Raw genomic sequence first — 18,293 nt, 5'->3', positions numbered from 1 at the left:
TTAAGATCCTGTCTATGAGCGCCATCTAACCAACGAATTATCATCATTCCATAAGAATGGTGGGATTGTTGATGCGCTTTGTTTATCGAACCCACCCGTAAGGTGGGTTTTTTGTCGCTGTCTTATGGGTTTTATCTGAATAGAGGAAGTCATATGAAAAAGATCGCGGTTTTTGGTAAGCCTGGGAGTGGAAAGTCCACAGTCAGCAAGGCGTTAGCACTAGCTACAGGGATAGAGCTTCACCAGTTGGACTCTATTGTTTACAAGGCCAACGGAGAGTTTGTTGAACGTGAAGTATTTGAGGAGGCTCATGAGAGCATACTTAAGTCAGAAAGCTGGATCATCGATGGTTTTGGCCCTCTAGGCTCGTTCAACACACGTTTAGATGCAGCTGATACCTTGGTTTATATCGACATTCCTTATTCAACTAGCTACTGGTTTGTAACTAAGAGAATGCTCAAAGGTTTATTTGTTAAACCTGAAGGCTGGCCTGCTGGAAGCTCAGTGATAAAAGGCACGATACAAAGCTATAAGACACTACAACTGTGTCCTAAATTTTGGAATGACGACTTTAGAGCGCAGTTAGAATTGCGCGCTAAAGAGAAAGAGGTTTACATCATCAGAAGCGTGACTGAATTGAATAACTTTGTTCACCAACACTTCACTTAACAGTCGAGAGTTTACTTTTCTTTAAAACGCTCTTACTTACTCATAACTTCATGAAAATATTTAGATTTAACTCTACGTGTGGCATATTTGCCATATGTTTAGTTTGTACTTTGAGTTAAGGAAATAGATATTATGTATGGAAGTGAGAAGACGAGAGCGTTCTGTAGTAACTGTAAGGAACTGACACTGCACAAGTACACTATGTTCAGTAACCAAGCCGAAAAAGCGCCACAACATGAAAAGAAGCCAGGGTTGCTTGGAATGATTTTATCGTCGCTAGCTTCAAGTGGCGGAAACGGTGACTATAAATGTACAAAGTGTGGAACCAATTTACGTACACCGGACAACCTTGATTAGCCTTTAACCTACTTAATACTTCAACATTCTTCTTCTTTAATTATCCGTTTTCATTTGATAATAATTCAAATTGTACCGTGTTTTTCATTGAATGAACTTCTAGTAGTCTATGCGAATAGTTAATTATTGGGCATTCAAATGACACAGTATCAGTTCCAACAAGGGCATATTCGCCCACCTTCAGAAGCGGATAGCTTATTGATTCGCACCACCCAAGGTTGTCCTTGGAACAAATGTAAATTCTGTACGCTGTTTGAGGGGATGGAGTTTGCAATTCGTCCCGTTGAAGAGATTAAGAAAGACATTTGGGCTGCGAAAGCATTCTATAAGAACCGTAAATTTGAGACCTGTTTTCTGCAAGACGGTGATTCATTCACTATGGATACCGAAGACTTGCTGGATGTGTTGAATACACTCAAACAAGCCTTCCCAGAGTTAAAGCAGATCAGCTCTTATGGACGAGCGCAAAGCATGACTAAGAAGTCGCCTGAAGAGATGAAAGCCATCTGTGATGCAGGGCTCAACATGCTTTATTGCGGTATGGAATCGGGTTCTATTGATGTTCTCAAATTGATGAAAAAAGGCATTACTCCGAAATCTATTTTGAAATCGACCGAATACGCGAAGCAAGCGGGTATGAAGATGATGACCTTCATTATCCTTGGCTTGGGTGGTAAAGAATATTCGGCGCAGCATGTTGAAGAAACGGCGGCCTTACTTAACCAAATCAACCCAGATGAAATACGCATTCTGTCGCTTGCTGTGAAGCCTGGAACCGAATTGGATGAACTGGTGCAGAATGGAGAGTTCACGCCACTTAGCGAACGTGAAATGCTTGAAGAACAATATCAATTGATCAGTAAACTAAACCGCGTGACGGGCAACTATGGTAACTATCACGGTATTAATTTGTTGATGGAACTGAACGGACAGCTGCCACAGGATAAAGCGAAGTTCTTAGCGACAATAGACCGTTTCAATATGATGAGTGAGAATGACCAGAATAACTTTATCTTGGGACGTCGCATTCATTACTACGCCGCATTGAAAGACATGGATAACCAACTTATGTACGATTCTGTACAAAGAGAGCTTAATCGCATTCAAAAGCAAAATCCCGATGAACTCGACAATGTGTTTTACCAACTCCGTCAACGCATGATCTAGCAGCAAGGACTAATAACATGAATAACCTCGTTAACTGGCAAATCAGAAATGAAAATCCGGAACATCGATCTTTGGAAAACGGCGTGCTGACGATGCAAGTGCAAGAGGGCAATATCTTTGGTGCGGGTTCAGCTGATGTTGATAATATCTTCGTTCATCCAGTATCTAGCTCGGATTACAGCACAGAAGTGACGGTTCAATTAGATCCAAACCTCGCATTTGAACAAGCTGGGTTAGGTATTTACTGGGATAACGACAACTACATTAAAGTGAGCAAAGAGATGTTCATGGGCGAGCGTTCATTGGTGTTCGTTGTAGAACAAAATGGTCAGCCACAGATCAAGGAACGTCTGTTGTTTAGTGAATCTAGTGTGTCGGTAAAGCTCGTCAAACAAGGCGGAAAAGTCGGCGCTCATTTCCGCCCGTTAGAAAAACAACAATGGCAGGAAGTGATCACGTTTGATTCGTTAGTAGGCAGTGAACAGGGTGTGATGCTTTATACGTTCAGTGGCAGTAAGGCGACGCCTAATTTCGCCAAATTTAGTGGCTTTAGTTTGTCTGACGCCTAATAATTTGTCTTACGCTGAATAAGCTTGCTTAGCGTATAAAAAAACGGACCGATATTGCTACCGGTCCGTTTTTAAATTCTTCAAGTCAAAGCGCTTATGCACAGCACTTCTTGTATTTCTTACCGCTGCCGCAAGAACATGGGTCGTTACGGTTAGGGGTCTTTTCAAACGTCATCGTTTTTGGCTTGTTCAGTAGAGTATCAAGCTCGATGGTGTTCTCTTCTTTGTCTGCGTCGACTGTAACAGTAACGAAGATAGTATTTTCAGCGGCTAGTGCTTCAACTTCTGCTTTGCGCGCTTCAGTTTGAACCATTACTGCGATTGGAGATTCTTCAGTACCCGCTTTCACATCGCGGTTTACGTTGTAGCCAGCAAGAACGTGGTTCTGTCTTGTTTCGATACGGCCTTTGAAAAATAGTTTCGACATTGGGTACTCATTAAAAATGTTGAATGGCGCTATTTTTAACGGCGATAGCGCAATGGAGCGGGGATTATACGCATATATTGCAATTGATAAAGCAGTGATGTGAGCAAACACTGTTTGGTTTTTGTTTGCTAGTAACGGTTTGTTCTCTAGCTTTGCTTCTATTCGACAAATTTCGAAATTCAAGACAATAAAATTGCCCTAAATAGGCTTATGAATGATAAATTCAAATTACTAATCGAAACAAAGAGATAGTGTATGAAGTTAGATGCCATCCTGTGGGATTACGATGGAACCATAGTCAATTCCGTTCCAAAGAATATCGCAATCACAAAAGACATTATCTCTTTAGTCGCGCCACACTTGTCAGGTGATAACTTACCTAAATATTTGCTCAGCGAAGCGCTTTATCATGAAGCCAACCACGGGGCTAAAAACTGGCAAGCCTTATATGTCGATTATTACGGTTTATCACACGATGAAATGTTGATCGCTGGTGGAATGTGGGCAGAGCATCAAGAGAAAAACCAAACAGCCGTTGCCTTGTCTGAAGGAATGGAAACCGTGGTTAATCAGTTTGCTCATCTTCCACATGGGATCTGCTCTCAAAACTCTCAATTGAATATTCGTGGTGTGCTCGACAGTTATGGCATTGGTGATTTGTTTAAATCGGTCGTGGGCTATGACGATGTCTCGAACGGTAACCAAAAACCCCATCCATTTGGTGGTGTGAAATGTGTCGAGAACATATTTGGCGCCGATCCGACTAACGAGCTTTGTTTGATGTACATCGGTGACCATGAAGCGGACACACAGTTTGCTCGCAATATTGAAGCCGCGCTGGGTAACAATGCAAAAGTGATTGCCGTAGCCGCAGGTTATAGCCGATCGGAGCCTGAAAATTGGCAAACCAAGCCCGATTACATTGCTAACAGTGTCGATGATCTTTTAACGATCATTAGCAAGTACGCATAACGAAGCAGACATTTAAAAATCACCACACGTAAATAACTTTAAGGAAGAATAATGACACCAAAACAAGTGGTATTGGGATTTTGGGATGCAATGCGCAGTAATGATTTTGCAAAGGCAGGTGAATGGTTAACCGCAGATTTTGAAGGCTATTGGCCGCAGTCGTCTGAATTGACGGTAGGGCGCGACAACTTCACGGCAGTCAATGCTGAATACCCAGCTAATGGTGTTTGGGAGTTCGCGCTCAATTCAATTGTCTGTGAAGGTGATACGGTAGTAACGGACATTTCAGTTACTGACAGTGTGCTGAAAGACCGAGTGATCACCTTTCACACGGTTGTTGATGGTTTAATTCAAAAGCAAACTGAGTTTTGGCCAGACCCATTCGAAGCGCCGGCGTGGCGATCGCAGTGGGTTCAGGTTGTGTCGAGCAATTAATTTGTATCGACACGATCAGTTTGTCACGAACAACTAGGTCGTATCGAATAATCAGGTTTCATCGAAAAATCAGGTTATAACAAACAAGTGGCATTAGGAGGTTTCATTGAACAAGGTAGTGGTTGTAACCGGCGGAAGCCGAGGTATTGGCGCAGCGACGTCTAAATTGTTGGCCAGTCAAGGCTATGCTGTATGCGTTAACTTCATACACAATGAGTCGCGAGCTGAAGATCTAGTGAATGAGATTCGCGAACAAGGCGGAACCGCGATTAGTGTGCGTGCGGATGTGTCTGTTGAATCGGACGTGAAATCCTTATTCGAGATTGCTCGTAACAAGCTAGGTCCAGTGACTCACTTGGTTAATAATGCCGGGATCTTGTTTACCCAGTCACCATTGGTTGATATTGAATTGGAGCGCTTTGAAAAGGTGATGAAGTCCAACGTATCAAGCTGCTTTCTGTGCAGTAAAGCCTTTATCAAACAAGCCGATGGCGCAGGTTCGATTGTGAATGTATCGTCTGCCGCTTCTCGCACTGGCGCACCGTTTGAGTATGTGGATTACGCAGCATCGAAAGGTGCGATGGATTCACTCACCAAAGGCTTATCGCTTGAATTAGCTTCACGCAATATCCGAGTGAATGGCGTAAGGCCAGGTTGTATTTATACTGAGATGCATGCAGACGGCGGAGAGCCAGATCGCGTAGACAGACTAGCTTCGCAGTTACCGTTACAACGAGGTGGCACACCAGAAGAAGTCGCGAACTCTATCGCGTGGTTATTATCAGACGAAGCTTCGTATGTCACCGGCTCGTTTATTGATATTGCAGGCGGTCGATAGGGCACGTTTGCCTTTACACTAATATAAACAAGTTACAACCATCAACACGCAAAAAAAGTACCTAACTAAAAGAACGAAACTAAGAGTACAACCATGAAAAACTATTTTGAAAGCCCGTTTGTTGGAAAGTCACTCAAAGAACAAGTGACCAACCCGAACATCATCGTGGGCGAGCACAGCTATTACTCGGGTTACTACCATAACCACAGCTTTGATGACTGTGTGCGTTACCTATTACCGGATAGAACCGACATCGATAAGCTGATCATTGGCAGCTACTGCTCGATTGGTTCTGGCGCCGTGTTTATGATGGCGGGCAACCAAGGCCACCAAAACCAGTGGGTGAGTACCTTCCCGTTTTTCTATCAAGACGATGAGAAGTTTGAAGGTGCGATAGACGGCTTTGAACGCTCTGGTGATACCGTGATTGGTAACGATGTGTGGATTGGTACAGAAGCCATGATCATGAGTGGTGTTAAGGTTGGTGACGGAGCCATCATCGCAAGTCGAGCGGTTGTGACTAAAGATGTCGCGCCATACTCGATTGTCGGTTCAAACCCAGCACGCCATATCCGTTATCGTTTCAATGAGACTGAAATCGCTCAGTTGCTAGAAATGAAATGGTGGGAATGGAGCGAAGAACAAATCAAAGGCGCAATGTCGCTAATGTGTTCTTCAGACATTGGTGGTTTGTACCATTATTGGAAAGGATTCTTGAAGCCTTAAATTGTCGTTCACAGATGAAATGTGAATGGTGAGAACGAGATTAAATTTAACAAATTACTCAATAATCTGATTATGGCAATGCGATTGTGATACGAGTAACTTATTGATTGTAAAGATATTGAATAGTATGGCATGTCGCATTAGCGTGGTGGATGAATTGGAGGGGTATTATGATTAGTTGCAACGATTACGATTATATTGAAATTGTGTGTATGCACCGATACCCAATCAAGTTAACGCTGAAGTCTGGCGAGAAGATTGAATGTGTCGGGTTAGATACCCAGCGCAATGACAGCCGTGAAGAGTGCATTAAAGTCAGTACTCAAGGCGAGCAACAACTTGTCGTATTAACTCAAATAGCGACATTGGATGTCTGTGTCGACAACCCTCACTTTCAGCATGTTTCATTCAAAACGTCATAGGCTTTCAAATGAATAGCACCATAGAACAATGCTATTGCACCGCGTGCAGAGAAGAGACACAACATGTTGTTGTGTTGGTCAGAAACACGAGTGCGTTTGCAGACAAACCTAACCAAAAGCGAAGTGAGTTTTGGGCAGGCATGATAAAAGGTTGGTTCCTTGGCCCGTTTGTCGCGTCAATGGATGAGTTTTCTCGTCACCTTGTCTGTGAAAAATGTGGCCATAAAGAGATACAAGATTAGCATCGTTATCTTATAAAACATTGGATTCAATACAGTTAGATCGTCAATTGGCTTAGGAATAGAACGAATGAAAGTTGAAACGATAGAAGCCGTAAAGGCGTATGGTTTTTCAGTAAGAACCACCAATACCGATGAGATGGACCCAGCAAGAGCCAAGATAGGGCAATTGTGGCAGGGCTTTTTTGACCAAGCATTTCCGAAATTAACACCGGATTCAAAAGTGTATGGCGTTTACACTAACTACGAGTCTGACTTTACGGGCGAATTTGATGTTATCGCGTGTACTAATGCACTTACGGATCAGAATGTTGATACGCTTGTAGAAACCGAAATACAAGCAGGTAAATACTTAACGTTTTCTGCTGAAGGTGAATTACCACAAGCTGTGATCGACCTATGGGGTGAAGTGTGGGCGTATTTCAGCGCTGCTGACTGCCCACATGTGAGAACTTACACGACAGATTTTGAACTATACAAAGGTGAAACTGAAGTCGAGATTTCGATAGCGATTCAGTGATCAGGTTAAAATGAACAAAAGGCTTAGCTTAGACTGTGTTTGCCAGTTAAGAGACAGTAGTTACAGGTAAAGAGACAACGGAATCCCAGTTATAAGCCTTTGAATATCTGTTCTTTACAAAGAAGATACAGTGTCACGTAACTACTTTAATACCTAGGAATTATCTATTCCAGAATTCCCCTAGATCACCCTAGATACCCTTAAGTCACCCAAAATTCTCTTAAGTTATCCAAAAAGACAATCTTGCTTGGTTTCATTCCACAAAGGGTATTGCTTCATTACTTGGGTGTAGAGTTTACTTTCGAGGTGCGCTCTTAACCAACGTCCTACGTTTTGATATTCAGATTTCACAAACCACTTCTTTTCGACTCGCACAAACTGACTGACAAAAGGCATCACAGCAAAATCGGCCAAGCTTGGGCTTTCTCCAAAAAAGTAGGGCTGATCGGTAAGTCGCACTTCTAACTGACTAATGAAGGTTTCGCAGGCTTGTCGGCGTTGTTCAACATCGATGTTTCGGTAACGAACCGATGCACGATACTTTTCTAAATGGCCAATAAATTCTTCATCGTTGGTTTTAATGAGCTGCTGAACTTGTTCGCTAAGCGTTGGATTGCTTGAACGCAGAAGATCTTGAGGATCGTTTTGTTTAAGTGCCCAGTTCATCACATCTAAGCTCTGTTCAATAACTTGTCCATTGGGTAACACCAATACAGGGACTGTTCCTTTTGGCGAACTGGCCAATAGTTCGCTAGGCTTGTCTTTGGTAACGATTTCTCGAAGTAACACTTTTTTCTGTGATAGTGCGATGCCCATTCGTCCGCGCATTGCATAAGGGCAACGGCGCAAAGAATAAAGGATAGGTAGATCAGATTCGTTCGGCATTATTGAGGTCATTTAGTTTGAAAAGTGTTGTACGGTGGTAAAGAGATCGTGATGTGGGTAGAATACGCGGCTTAAAAATTATAAGTAAGTGAGCGACTTCAAAAATGAGCAGAAAAATTGAGTTATTAGCCCCAGGTGGCGATGTAGAAGCGATAAAAGCCGCCATCGTAGCGGGTGCTAATGCAGTTTATTGTGGTTTAGACACATTCAACGCTCGTAACAGAGCCTCTAACCTATCGTTAGACGAATTGAATGGTGTGATTCGCCTTGCTCATGAATACGGCTGTGAAGTGTTCCTGACTCTTAACGTTGTGCTACTGGAGCACGAGACTAAGAGCATCACCAAACTGCTGAACCAGCTTGTGAACACCAAAGTGGATGGCATCATTGTTCAAGACTTGGGTTTATTCAACCTGGTTAAGAAGCATTTCCCATCATTAGACGTTCACGCGTCGACTCAGTTAACAACGCACAACGAAGGCCAGATTAAGTTCTTGTCTAAGATTGGCGCGACACGCGTTAACTTGTCTCGTGAGTTGAACCTGCCTGAAATCAAGATGCTGACGGAAGTGGCACACGATCACGATGTACTAACTGAAGTGTTTGTACACGGCGCTCTGTGTATCGCATTCTCTGGTCAGTGTTACTCAAGCTCAGTAAGTGTGGGTAACTCAGGTAACCGTGGTCGTTGTAGCCAAGCGTGTCGTGATGAATACGAAATCACCAACGCGGGCAACAAGTTCCCACTCAACCTGAAAGATAACTCAGCTTACTACGACCTACCTGAATTGGTTGACGCGAAAGTCGACTCATTGAAAGTAGAAGGCCGTATTAAAGGCGCACACTACGTTTACACCGTGGTAGACACATGGCGTAAACAGATTGATAGCTTTGTAGAAAGTGGTTTGTTGATCGAAGACGATTCGAACCTACACAAAGTATTTAACCGTGATTTCACCAACTCTTTCCTTAAGGGCAACCTAACGAAAGATATGTTCATCGATAACCCGCGCGACAACAGCATGAACTACGCCGTTGAGAAAGCGACGGAGCAGAACAACGAAATCTCAGTGGTACAGATTCAAGAAGTGACCGACGAACTTCACCAAGCGAAAGACGTTCTTGGTAACGAAATGCGTGACAAGATCGAGTTCCTTGATATTCGCAAGACACCAGTAGCCCTGTCGTTCAGCGCAAAAGTGGGTCAACCATTTACGGTGACTGTGAACACGCCTAAAGAGAACTTTACCCTTCAATCTAAATCGCTATTGAAAGCGGTTGAAGAGAAGGCGATTACTCAAGAGCTACTTGAGAAGCGCTTCAAAAACGTGAAGAGTGCAGTTCACACGCTAGAAAGCCACGACTTCAGTGAAGTGGATGCAGGCTTGTTGATTCCTCTAAAAGAAGTTTCAGACCTAAAAGACGAGATCGACTTCATTCTGAACGGCTCTGTGGAAGTGATTAAGCACGTTGAAGTGCCAGCACTGCCTCAGCACCCTAAAGTGAACGAGAAGCCGACTATGTCGATGCTTATCGCCGATGTAGAAGACTTACACCTGTGTGACGTGACTGACGCGGATGTTTACTTCAAACTTCCAGAAAGCTTCAAGAAGCGTTGTAACAAGTACATCGACATCTTGGCAGCAAACCCACGTTTGATTCCTTGGTTCCCAGCGGTATTGATCGGTAAAGATTACGACGAAGCGGTTCGTATTCTTGAAGAGATCAAGCCAGCTCGCATCGTAACCAACAACACGGGTATTGCTTACAAAGCTTACGAGATGGGTATTGAGTGGGTTGCAGGCCCGTTCATGAACACGACCAACTCTCACGCACTGGTTACTCTGAAAGAAGAGCTGAACTGTGCAGGCGCATTCATTTCGAACGAGATCAACAAAGGTCAGATTCGTCATATTCGTCGCCCAGAGAACTTCAAACTGTTCTACAGCATTTACCACCCAATCTTGATGATGACCAGCCGTCAGTGTTTCTTCCAAAGAACCGTGGGTTGTAACAAGCCAAGCATCGAAGCAGGTTGTATGTTGAAGTGTGAGAAAGCGACCACGATTACCAACGTGAAAGGCATCTCTTTTGCGGTTGATAAACAGAAGGGTGGCTACCCAAGCATTTACAACCACGAGCAGTTCTTGAACCACGACGCAGTAACTGACTTCTCTGGTCTGTTCGACGAGTTCTTCATTGACCTAACCAACATCGGTGCAGGTTCTAAAGAAGTGAAAGACAAAGTTGAGCTTATCAAGCATTTCGAAGCGCTACTGAACGGCGTTGAAGGTTCACAACAGAACCTAGAGCAGATGGTTGAAGTTCGAACTAACGCTCAGTACGTCCAAGGTCTATAGGGTTCAAGGTTTATAGCTTCCAAGGTCGAGAGCACTCAAGGTCTATAAGTCTTAACCGCTGATAAGCATTCTGAACCAATAAACAAAAGGCCACTCAATCGAGTGGCCTTTTTAATGTCTGAAACTTTCTGAGTCTTTCTCAATCAGCGAATACGTTATTCTGTCACGGCTTCTTGTTTGAAGCATGGGCTTTTCAACGTGTTCATCTTTTCGATTTCATTGGTTAAGCGCAGCGAGAGCAGGGCTTTTTGGTTTGAAGCAAAATCAAACATCACGATAGTTGCGGTGCCGATGGTCGTCAGTTTCTGCTGAGCCTTACTGACAATCGCGTATTCCATAGTGAACCGGTCATCTTGAATGTCGGTAACACGTGAGCCAACCATCAAGGTATCTGGATACGTGACTGGGCGGAAATACTTACAGTAAGTGTCACCAAGAACAGGACCAACTTTGGTAATCGCCATCTCTTCCATCAGCTCGACGTGCTTGAAAAAATCTAAGCGAGCGGTTTCGAAATAGCGAAAATATACAGCGTTGTTAACGTGATTGAGTGCGTCCATTTCTCCCCAAGCGACAGGGATTTCTGTTACTACCGGGTAGTCAGATAATAGTGCTTCCATGCGAACTCTCTTATTGTTATGTAGGGATAAGTTGTTATTGGAATAAAAACCCTACCGCTAAATTAACAAAACTGCAACACGCGTGATTTAAGTTTTTGAAGCTTGAAACCACACAATGTCAGTGACTTAGTTGCACATCCACTCAATAGTTAGGCACTAAGGTGTTTGAATTGCAGCTCAACCAAGCGTTGGTACAATTCGCAGCTATTGATGAGAGACTGGTGGTCGCCGATGTCTACTAGTTGTCCTTTATCGAGCACCGCAATTTGGTCGGCGTGTTTAATTGTTGATAATCGATGGGCGATAATGATCGTCGTTCTGCCACGCATTAACTCTTCTAACGCTTGTTGTACGTGATGCTCACTTTCACTGTCTAGTGCGCTGGTTGCTTCATCCAACAATAGAATATTTGGATCTTTCAAGATGGCACGTGCGATAGCAATACGTTGTCTCTGCCCACCAGAAAGCCTTACACCACGTTCACCAAGAAAGCTGTTGTAGCCATCAGGTAGGTTTTGAATGAACTCGTGTGCGTGCGCTTTCTTCGCCGCTTCGATCACTTGCTCGTCTGTTGCCTGCGGGTTGCCGTAGCGAATGTTATGGAACACATCGTTACTGAACAGAGCAGGTTGTTGCGGTACCAATGCCATCTGCTTTCTTAGCTCGTTAGGATCAAACTGATTCAGTTCAACACCGCCTAAGGTGACCTTACCCACTTGTGGGTCGTAGAAACGTTGCAGCAGTTCGAACAGGGTAGTTTTACCTGCGCCAGACGGGCCAACCAGTGCCAACACTTTGCCTTCATGGGCAGTAAGCGTGAGGTTGCTTGTTGCGGGTTGGTCCGGTCTTGATGGATAACAGAAGGTCACATCATCAAATGCAACTTCTGGCGTTACGTTAGCAAGCGAAGTTGGATTCGCAACTGGCGCAACAATATGGCTTTCAACTTGTAGGATCTCGATTAATCGCTCGGTCGCACCTGCCGCGCGTTGCAGTTCACCCATCACTTCAGAAATCGTACCTAACGATGAAGCAACCATAATTGCGTAGAACACAAACGCCGCTAAGTCACCAGCCGACATAGTGCCGTTGATAACATCACTGCCGCCAACCCAAAGCATGCCTGCAATAGCACTAAATACAATCACGATAACGCCAGAAATAAGAATCGCGCGCTGTTTTACACGCTGGCGACCAATCTCATACGCCTTTTCCACTTCTACCGCGAATGATGCTTTCTCTTGCTCTTCTCGGCTGTAGCTTTGCACCGTTTTAATGTGCTCAATTGCCTCACCTGCGTAAGAACCCACATCAGACATGGAATCTTGGCTTTGGCGAGATAGGGCTCTTACACGGCGCCCATAAACAAGGATCGGAATCAAGATAAATGGCACCGAGGCCAATACAATCAACGTCAGCTTAATATTGGTCGCAAACAGCATGATGATTGCACCAATACACATCAACGCGCTGCGCATCGCCATAGAGAACGATGAACCTATGATGCTTTGAAGCAGAGTAGTATCCGTGGTGATTCGCGACATGATGTCGCCACTGCCATTGGTTTCAAAGTAACTCGGGTGCAGCGTCACCACGTGATTGAAAACCGACAGGCGTATATCCGCACTTACTCGCTCACCAACAGAAGAGACCAAATAGAAGCGGAAGAAGGTGCCAATCGAGATCAGCACGACCACCACCATGATGAATTGAATCGCGCTGCCTAAGTCTGACAACGATTGTTGGCTGAAGCCTTGGTCGATAAGAAGACGAATACCGTGTCCGACTGAAAGGGTTAAGCTCGCTGTGAAGATCAACGCGATCAACGCAGCAATAACACGACCTTTATAAGGCTGAATGAATTTACTCAGCTCAAACAAAATACTGAGGCTTTTTTTCTCAGGTTTGGGTTCTGGCGCTTGTTGAGTCGATCGCTGAGTCTGTCGCTGGTTCGAGTCGAGCGTAGAAGAGACATCGTTTTGCATATGACTGCCTTAATGTGTAGTCGCTTTAAAAATAGATGGCTTGTTGCTTATGGCTAATTGCTTTATGACTTATTGCCTGTACTGCGCGTTGTTCGCTGGGCAGTAATTGTTGTTGAGAATCGAACCCATTAAAGCATTTATTGCGCTGTGACGCTCCCTAGGAAACTCAATTTCCAATATTTCATCAACACTAAGTGAATAATTCGAAACGACCTTAAAGGAAAACTAAGCATTTTGATCCAGTCAGTTGGATAGGAAACTAAGCTATTTAACCCTAATTTTTATGCAAGTAAATTAGCGGTGATAGGAGAGTGCACACATAAACGAGCAACCGTGCAATGATTTATAAATTGATAGCAAAACGTTTGCTTTTTGTCTCGATATTAACTTTATCAATGACTTGCAATTTTTGGTTGTAAGACCAGTTATAGCGACTGATTTTTGTGTAATATTTGTTACAAAAATTCAACAAAGTAGTTTTTTATACATTTTTCTTGCATAAAACCTCGGATTGAATAGAATAATCAACAAATGACAATTAATGCAGTATTGTGGCATGAGTATTCAAGTAAAGAGCATCAACAAATCATACGGTGATACCCAAGTTCTTCACGACATCAGTTTCGACTGTGAGAGTGGCGAAACCTTGGTATTGCTTGGCCCAAGCGGCGCGGGCAAGAGTTCATTACTGCGTGTATTGAACCTGCTTGAAATCGCGGACAACGGCGAATTAGACATTGCGAATGAGCAATTCGATTTTTCAAGCCAAATCCAAGAAAAGCAGGGGCTTAAACTTCGTCGTAAAGTCGGCATGGTGTTCCAGCAATACAACTTATGGCCACACATGACGGTGATGGAAAACTTGATTGAAGCACCAATCAAAGTGGCGGGTTTGGATAAGCAAGAAGCGATTAAGCAAGCGCAAGAAGTCCTAAAGACACTTCAACTTGCCGACAAAGCAGACGCTTGGCCACTTCAACTGTCTGGCGGTCAACAACAGCGTGTTGCGATTGCACGTGCGCTGATGATGAAACCGGATGTGTTGTTGTTTGATGAACCAACAGCGGCGCTTGATCCTGAGATCACCAACCAAGTCGTGAGCATTATTAAAGAATTGAGCGGAACGGGCATTACCCAAGTGGTCGTGACGCATGAAGTCGATTTCGCGAAGAAGATTGCTAGCCACGTTCTGTACCTAGAGAAAGGGTACATCGTTGAACACGGCACCAGCGATTCATTCGTTAATCCGCAGACACCTGAGTTTGCTGAATATTTGACTCATTAAGTAAGTCACTTATTAAAAGAAAGTTGACTCACTAGATCTAGCTAAACACAACATCAATTAAAACAATCAAATTATAAGAATGGCCACAGGCCGCTATTACACAGTATTCGGAGTAACAAAATGAAAAAGATTCTACTAGCTTCACTTATCGGCCTTGCTTCTTTCAACGCAGCGGCTAAAGAAGAAATCAAATTCGCGATGGAAGCAACGTACGCACCATTCGAATACATGGATGAGAACAACCAAATTCAGGGTTTTGACGTAGACTTAGCAAACGCACTTTGTGAAGAGCTGAAAGCAACGTGTACTTTCCACAACCAAGCATTCGATAGCTTGATCCCTGCACTTAAATTCAAACGTTACGATGCGGCTATCTCGGCAATGGACATCACAGAAGCGCGTCTTAAACAAGTGAACTTCTCTAACGCATACTACGACAACTCTGCTGCATTCATCTCTTTCGAAGGCAAAGTAGCAGATCAAGCAGCACTAGAAGGTAAGCGTGTTGGTGTTCAAAACGGTTCTACTCACCAGAGCTTCCTACTTGAGCAAATGACTGGCGTAACAGCGGTACCTTACTCAAGCTACCAAGATGCATTCATCGACATGAAAAACGGTCGTATCGATTCTGTATTCGGTGACACAGCCGTTGTAGCAGAATGGTTCAAGAAAGAAGACAACCTAACGTACGTAGGCGACCAAGTAACAAACCAAGAGTACTTCGGTAACGGCTTTGGTATCGCAGTAAACAAGAGCAACCAAGAACTTGTAGACCAGTTTAACGTTGCACTTGCAGCAGTGAAAGCGAACGGCGAATACGACAAGATCTTCAACAAGTACTTCGGTAAGTAATTTATGGAATTAACGGGTTACTCTTTAGGGCTCGTCGAAGCAAGCTGGATGACTGTTCAGCTTGCGTTCGTAAGCCTATTGGTTGGATTGGTTCTAGCAGTTTTGTTTGCAAGTGGTGAGATGTCTCGTCGTATTGCAATCAAATGGCCAACGACTGCATTTGTGACGATTGTTCGTGGTTTACCAGAAATTCTGGTCGTACTGTTTATCTACTTTGGTTCGACACAAGTTCTGTTCATGATCACTGGCGACTTCATAGAAGTGAGCCCGTTCTTATCTGGTGTTGTTGCACTGTCACTTATCTTTGCTTCTTACGCTTCGCAAACCTTGCGTGGTGCATTAAAAGCAGTAAGCAAAGGGCAGAGAGAAGCAGCAAGCGCGCTTGGTATCTCTCAATCACGTTCATTCTTTCGTATCGTGTTACCTCAAGCGGTAAGACACGCACTACCAGGGTTAACCAACCAATGGTTAGTGTTACTGAAAGACACTGCATTAGTTTCGCTAATTGGCGTAACAGATTTGCTGAAACAAGCACAACTAACATCCGCTGCAACGCACGAAGCATTTACTTGGTACGCGACAGCAGCAGCAATCTACTTGGTCATCACTTTAATCACACAAAGATTGGTAAAAGTGATTGATGGTAAGTTCTCTATTCAAGGTTTGGGTAACAAAGGGGCAATGGCATGAATCAACAATACCTCTCTCAAATGCTTGAAGGCTTAGTGACCAGTCTTCAACTCACAGGCGCTTCATTGCTGGTTGGTTGTATCTTGTCACTGCTGATGACGGTAACGCTAATTCTAAGAATACCGGCGATTCACTGGTTCACTCGTGGCATCATCACGCTGTTCACTGGCACACCATTGTTGGTGCAGATCTTCTTGGTGTATTACGGCCCGGGTCAGTTCGATTGGATTCGTGAAAGCTTCATGTGGACTTGGTTAAGCCAACCTTGGTTCTGTGCAATGTTAGCATTAGCATTGAACACCGCGGCATACAGCACGCTACTGTTCAGAGGCGCATTCAACGCGATTCCAGCAGGGCAGTGGGAAGCGTGTCGCGCACTTGGCATGGACAAAGTAGCAACGCTTAAAGTGTTACTGCCATACGCACTACGCCGCGCCGTTCCAGCTTACTCGAACGAAGTGATTCTAGTCTTCAAAGGCACGTCACTGGCAAGCACCATCACCATCATGGACTTGATGGGTTACGCTCAGCGTATCAACGGCCAAACCTACGACACACTAACGGTGTTCGGTATTGCTGGCGCATTCTACTTAGCAGTAAACGGCATACTAACGCTGATCTTCCGTCAGGTAGAGAAGAAAGCCCTCGCATTCGAAGCCGCGTAAGCTAGCCACACACAAGCTTAACTAACGTATAAAGCCTGCCATTTATGTTCGCATAGATGGCAGGCTTTTTTGTGTTTGGGGTATGTGTAGTGGTACTGTTTTTATATCTAGTAGAGCGGGGTTTTTGCGAAATTCATACTATATAGAAATATTCTGCATTTTGTCATTCAATGAGTCTATCTATGTTTTAAGTCACTGAATTGCTGTGATTAATCGTGGTAAATTGCTGTGCATATGAAACTAGATAGAAAAATCCTATATTTAAATGCAGAATTTTTCTGTCTAATAGCTGTTAAGCGTATAGAGGAGTTATATGGAAGTATCAAGCTCAGCAGTTTCCAGTGTGATGAAAGTAGGGCTTCAAATTGTCACCTCTCGCAAAAGACCAGTACTTGAAGTTTACCATCAAGTACACAATCGATTTGGTCCGGAGAAAGAAAGCAGAACGAGTTGGGGGGAAAATGATGAGAGTGTGTATAAAACCAGATACCAAGAAATTTTTGTGCAGTTTACACTCGTTAATATTGGTGCAGAAAGGGCTGAAAATGTAAAATTATCGATTTCGGGAGACTTAAAGCGAGAATTCCCACGTGAGCACTACCCAAATAATTTTAATGAAATTTACCCTCAAATAGCGCCAGGGCAATTGCTTTATTTATTTCAATTTTCAGATAGTGATTTGTTAATTTGGGAAACTAAGGCCGGAGCTAAATACTCAACAAAAAAAATGAAGCAAGAGTTACTAGAGATTACGATGGAGTATGATCCACCAAAAGGTCTTATCAACACCTTATTATCTCTACCTTGGTCATTACGTGGAAAAAGAAGGTATTGTGATAAGTATCTGTTTAAAGCAAGTATGGTTGAAGGTGATTTACCTCCCGCAGAATACGCTTAACAAATAAGGATTAAGGTGTTGCGCAGCCAACACTAAATCCCGAGTGTTGAACAAGCCCGAAGCCACTTTGTTAAGTAAATTGTACGATTGAACTTGAAGGGCACATCGCTTTGAGGCTTTTCTCAAGGCGAGCGGGGTCAAGATAAGGTTGCGATAGCAATCTTATCAACCAGTTAGCTATTTTTCGTTTCTTTCGTCGTTACATCTCCTCTGCTCTCGTCAATGCCATTCTCCTTGTTATCAATGCCTTTCGGCTAGATGGGTCGACTTACTCCAACACACGCCATCTGATGCTGACAGCAAGGGCATACTCGTATTGCTTTGGTTCTTATCGGTGCGGTTAGCGGCGGCATTATATAGAGCAAGTTCAATAACAACAGTTGAATGCGGGCTCTTAAGGCGTGTGCTTGACCACGTAAAAAACCGTAATCTCGTACTCGCTGCAACCCTTTGGGCAGCGCGTGCTGCAAAATGAGCAGTAAGAACTTCAGAGTGGGCAAGGTGCGCGTTCGCCATGCATTGGTCTGGCTCTCTTTATAGCGGAAGGTGACAGTATCATCTGTGATACTGATGATGTCTTCATCAGGCAGCACACCACGATAGAGATAGCGAGCCAAATAGCTCAACGCAGCCTGACCGTATCCCACTTGTCTGCAATCGACCACCCATTGTTTGGGTATGCCACTCGGCAACCACAACGTTGGGTGTTGAT

Annotated in this window: 22 protein-coding genes; 17 read left to right on the top strand and 5 right to left on the bottom strand. The window is 43.9% G+C overall.

Annotated elements, in window-relative coordinates; all coding sequences use genetic code 11:
* Nucleotides 1-153 precede the first annotated feature (153 nt).
* The 4 genes from AB4371_RS22090 to AB4371_RS22075 all read left to right on the top strand — a co-directional run bounded on the left by AB4371_RS22090 (nucleotide 154) and on the right by AB4371_RS22075 (nucleotide 2,762).
* Nucleotides 154-669 carry an adenylate kinase gene (locus AB4371_RS22090; RefSeq protein WP_136978486.1) on the top strand — a complete coding sequence of 172 codons (516 nt, stop codon included), beginning with the start codon at nucleotides 154-156 and terminating at the stop codon, nucleotides 667-669.
* Nucleotides 670-801: 132 nt separating this feature from the next.
* The gene (locus tag AB4371_RS22085; protein ID WP_017061807.1) at nucleotides 802-1,026 is read left to right on the top strand and encodes a hypothetical protein; all 225 of its coding nucleotides are present in this window, start codon (nucleotides 802-804) and stop codon (nucleotides 1,024-1,026) included.
* Nucleotides 1,027-1,164: 138 nt separating this feature from the next.
* Entirely contained in the window at nucleotides 1,165-2,193 is a 1,029-nt protein-coding gene (locus AB4371_RS22080; RefSeq protein ID WP_017061808.1) for a radical SAM protein, read from the top strand.
* A 17-nt stretch (nucleotides 2,194-2,210) separates the two neighbouring features.
* Nucleotides 2,211-2,762, top strand: a complete 552-nt coding sequence (locus tag AB4371_RS22075) for a DUF1349 domain-containing protein (protein WP_136974256.1) — start codon at nucleotides 2,211-2,213, stop codon at nucleotides 2,760-2,762.
* A gap of 94 nt (nucleotides 2,763-2,856) precedes the next feature.
* Here the strand turns inward: AB4371_RS22075 and AB4371_RS22070 are convergent, their stop codons facing one another.
* Entirely contained in the window at nucleotides 2,857-3,189 is a 333-nt protein-coding gene (locus AB4371_RS22070; protein WP_017068336.1) for a PBPRA1643 family SWIM/SEC-C metal-binding motif protein, read from the bottom strand.
* Nucleotides 3,190-3,444: 255 nt separating this feature from the next.
* On the opposite strand from AB4371_RS22070, the gene AB4371_RS22065 reads away from it, so the two are divergent.
* From AB4371_RS22065 to AB4371_RS22035, 7 genes are all read left to right on the top strand, one after another.
* Nucleotides 3,445-4,161, top strand: a complete 717-nt coding sequence (locus AB4371_RS22065) for an HAD family hydrolase (protein ID WP_372150664.1) — start codon at nucleotides 3,445-3,447, stop codon at nucleotides 4,159-4,161.
* Nucleotides 4,162-4,212: 51 nt separating this feature from the next.
* Nucleotides 4,213-4,596 carry a nuclear transport factor 2 family protein gene (locus AB4371_RS22060; protein ID WP_136974258.1) on the top strand — a complete coding sequence of 128 codons (384 nt, stop codon included), beginning with the start codon at nucleotides 4,213-4,215 and terminating at the stop codon, nucleotides 4,594-4,596.
* A gap of 106 nt (nucleotides 4,597-4,702) precedes the next feature.
* Complete coding sequence (locus AB4371_RS22055) at nucleotides 4,703-5,434, top strand: glucose 1-dehydrogenase (RefSeq protein WP_372150663.1); 732 nt, start codon at nucleotides 4,703-4,705, stop codon at nucleotides 5,432-5,434.
* A gap of 93 nt (nucleotides 5,435-5,527) precedes the next feature.
* Nucleotides 5,528-6,160, top strand: coding sequence for a type B chloramphenicol O-acetyltransferase (gene catB, locus AB4371_RS22050; protein WP_372150662.1), 633 nt, complete (start codon nucleotides 5,528-5,530; stop codon nucleotides 6,158-6,160).
* A gap of 170 nt (nucleotides 6,161-6,330) precedes the next feature.
* Nucleotides 6,331-6,582 carry a Rho-binding antiterminator gene (locus AB4371_RS22045; RefSeq protein ID WP_136974261.1) on the top strand — a complete coding sequence of 84 codons (252 nt, stop codon included), beginning with the start codon at nucleotides 6,331-6,333 and terminating at the stop codon, nucleotides 6,580-6,582.
* Between the two features lie 8 nt (nucleotides 6,583-6,590).
* Entirely contained in the window at nucleotides 6,591-6,824 is a 234-nt protein-coding gene (locus tag AB4371_RS22040) for a hypothetical protein (protein WP_372150661.1), read from the top strand.
* Between the two features lie 67 nt (nucleotides 6,825-6,891).
* On the top strand, nucleotides 6,892-7,341 hold the full coding sequence (locus AB4371_RS22035) for a GyrI-like domain-containing protein (protein ID WP_102319784.1): 450 nt from the start codon (nucleotides 6,892-6,894) through the stop codon (nucleotides 7,339-7,341).
* Between the two features lie 225 nt (nucleotides 7,342-7,566).
* Here AB4371_RS22035 and AB4371_RS22030 read toward each other — a convergent pair whose 3' ends face one another.
* Nucleotides 7,567-8,157 (bottom strand): glutathione S-transferase, encoded by a 591-nt coding sequence (locus AB4371_RS22030; RefSeq protein WP_372150665.1) that lies wholly within the window; start codon nucleotides 8,155-8,157, stop codon nucleotides 7,567-7,569.
* 173 nt (nucleotides 8,158-8,330) lie between these two features.
* Between AB4371_RS22030 and AB4371_RS22025 the strand changes: the two genes are divergently transcribed.
* Nucleotides 8,331-10,586, top strand: coding sequence for a peptidase U32 family protein (locus AB4371_RS22025; RefSeq protein ID WP_372150660.1), 2,256 nt, complete (start codon nucleotides 8,331-8,333; stop codon nucleotides 10,584-10,586).
* 155 nt (nucleotides 10,587-10,741) lie between these two features.
* On the opposite strand, the gene AB4371_RS22020 is transcribed toward AB4371_RS22025, so the two are convergent.
* Both AB4371_RS22020 and AB4371_RS22015 read right to left on the bottom strand, forming a co-directional pair.
* Nucleotides 10,742-11,206 carry a thioesterase family protein gene (locus tag AB4371_RS22020; RefSeq protein WP_048664989.1) on the bottom strand — a complete coding sequence of 155 codons (465 nt, stop codon included), beginning with the start codon at nucleotides 11,204-11,206 and terminating at the stop codon, nucleotides 10,742-10,744.
* A gap of 149 nt (nucleotides 11,207-11,355) precedes the next feature.
* Nucleotides 11,356-13,191, bottom strand: coding sequence for an ABC transporter ATP-binding protein/permease (locus AB4371_RS22015; RefSeq protein WP_017061820.1), 1,836 nt, complete (start codon nucleotides 13,189-13,191; stop codon nucleotides 11,356-11,358).
* A gap of 556 nt (nucleotides 13,192-13,747) precedes the next feature.
* On the opposite strand from AB4371_RS22015, the gene artP reads away from it, so the two are divergent.
* The 5 genes from artP to AB4371_RS21990 all read left to right on the top strand — a co-directional run bounded on the left by artP (nucleotide 13,748) and on the right by AB4371_RS21990 (nucleotide 17,581).
* Entirely contained in the window at nucleotides 13,748-14,476 is a 729-nt protein-coding gene (gene artP / locus AB4371_RS22010; RefSeq protein WP_372110514.1) for an arginine ABC transporter ATP-binding protein ArtP, read from the top strand.
* A 120-nt stretch (nucleotides 14,477-14,596) separates the two neighbouring features.
* Nucleotides 14,597-15,328, top strand: a complete 732-nt coding sequence (locus tag AB4371_RS22005; RefSeq protein WP_372074098.1) for a lysine/arginine/ornithine ABC transporter substrate-binding protein — start codon at nucleotides 14,597-14,599, stop codon at nucleotides 15,326-15,328.
* A gap of 3 nt (nucleotides 15,329-15,331) precedes the next feature.
* Nucleotides 15,332-16,018, top strand: coding sequence for an arginine ABC transporter permease ArtQ (gene artQ / locus AB4371_RS22000; protein ID WP_017078229.1), 687 nt, complete (start codon nucleotides 15,332-15,334; stop codon nucleotides 16,016-16,018).
* Nucleotides 16,015-16,683 (top strand): arginine ABC transporter permease ArtM, encoded by a 669-nt coding sequence (gene artM / locus AB4371_RS21995; RefSeq protein ID WP_048615841.1) that lies wholly within the window; start codon nucleotides 16,015-16,017, stop codon nucleotides 16,681-16,683. Before artQ ends, artM begins: the two co-directional genes overlap by 4 nt.
* A gap of 313 nt (nucleotides 16,684-16,996) precedes the next feature.
* Nucleotides 16,997-17,581 (top strand): hypothetical protein, encoded by a 585-nt coding sequence (locus AB4371_RS21990; protein ID WP_102320224.1) that lies wholly within the window; start codon nucleotides 16,997-16,999, stop codon nucleotides 17,579-17,581.
* 254 nt (nucleotides 17,582-17,835) lie between these two features.
* On the opposite strand, the gene AB4371_RS21985 is transcribed toward AB4371_RS21990, so the two are convergent.
* A partial coding sequence (locus AB4371_RS21985; RefSeq protein WP_170962352.1) for a transposase occupies nucleotides 17,836-18,293 on the bottom strand: 458 nt, incomplete at its 5' end.

This window comes from Vibrio sp. 10N.261.51.A3 (assembly GCF_041471965.1).
In the GTDB taxonomy this organism is placed as follows: domain Bacteria; phylum Pseudomonadota; class Gammaproteobacteria; order Enterobacterales; family Vibrionaceae; genus Vibrio; species Vibrio crassostreae_C.
The sequence above is the reverse complement of the archived record's forward strand: the minus strand, read 5'-3'. Positions and strand labels throughout refer to the sequence as shown.

Bases quoted from the DNA above. Each gene is read 5' to 3' on its own strand.
- artM (WP_048615841.1), top strand. From the start codon at position 16,015: ATGAATCAACAATACCTCTCTCAAATGCTTGAAGGCTTAGTGACCAGT.
- AB4371_RS22040 (WP_372150661.1), top strand. From the start codon at position 6,591: ATGAATAGCACCATAGAACAATGCTATTGCACCGCGTGCAGAGAAGAG.
- AB4371_RS22070 (WP_017068336.1), bottom strand. From the start codon at position 3,189: ATGTCGAAACTATTTTTCAAAGGCCGTATCGAAACAAGACAGAACCAC.
- AB4371_RS22035 (WP_102319784.1), top strand. From the start codon at position 6,892: ATGAAAGTTGAAACGATAGAAGCCGTAAAGGCGTATGGTTTTTCAGTA.
- AB4371_RS22075 (WP_136974256.1), top strand. From the start codon at position 2,211: ATGAATAACCTCGTTAACTGGCAAATCAGAAATGAAAATCCGGAACAT.
- AB4371_RS22045 (WP_136974261.1), top strand. From the start codon at position 6,331: ATGATTAGTTGCAACGATTACGATTATATTGAAATTGTGTGTATGCAC.
- catB (WP_372150662.1), top strand. From the start codon at position 5,528: ATGAAAAACTATTTTGAAAGCCCGTTTGTTGGAAAGTCACTCAAAGAA.
- AB4371_RS22015 (WP_017061820.1), bottom strand. From the start codon at position 13,191: ATGCAAAACGATGTCTCTTCTACGCTCGACTCGAACCAGCGACAGACT.
- AB4371_RS22005 (WP_372074098.1), top strand. From the start codon at position 14,597: ATGAAAAAGATTCTACTAGCTTCACTTATCGGCCTTGCTTCTTTCAAC.
- AB4371_RS22080 (WP_017061808.1), top strand. From the start codon at position 1,165: ATGACACAGTATCAGTTCCAACAAGGGCATATTCGCCCACCTTCAGAA.
- AB4371_RS21990 (WP_102320224.1), top strand. From the start codon at position 16,997: ATGGAAGTATCAAGCTCAGCAGTTTCCAGTGTGATGAAAGTAGGGCTT.
- AB4371_RS22025 (WP_372150660.1), top strand. From the start codon at position 8,331: ATGAGCAGAAAAATTGAGTTATTAGCCCCAGGTGGCGATGTAGAAGCG.
- AB4371_RS22030 (WP_372150665.1), bottom strand. From the start codon at position 8,157: ATGGGCATCGCACTATCACAGAAAAAAGTGTTACTTCGAGAAATCGTT.
- artQ (WP_017078229.1), top strand. From the start codon at position 15,332: ATGGAATTAACGGGTTACTCTTTAGGGCTCGTCGAAGCAAGCTGGATG.
- AB4371_RS22090 (WP_136978486.1), top strand. From the start codon at position 154: ATGAAAAAGATCGCGGTTTTTGGTAAGCCTGGGAGTGGAAAGTCCACA.
- AB4371_RS22060 (WP_136974258.1), top strand. From the start codon at position 4,213: ATGACACCAAAACAAGTGGTATTGGGATTTTGGGATGCAATGCGCAGT.
- AB4371_RS22065 (WP_372150664.1), top strand. From the start codon at position 3,445: ATGAAGTTAGATGCCATCCTGTGGGATTACGATGGAACCATAGTCAAT.
- artP (WP_372110514.1), top strand. From the start codon at position 13,748: ATGAGTATTCAAGTAAAGAGCATCAACAAATCATACGGTGATACCCAA.
- AB4371_RS22020 (WP_048664989.1), bottom strand. From the start codon at position 11,206: ATGGAAGCACTATTATCTGACTACCCGGTAGTAACAGAAATCCCTGTC.
- AB4371_RS22085 (WP_017061807.1), top strand. From the start codon at position 802: ATGTATGGAAGTGAGAAGACGAGAGCGTTCTGTAGTAACTGTAAGGAA.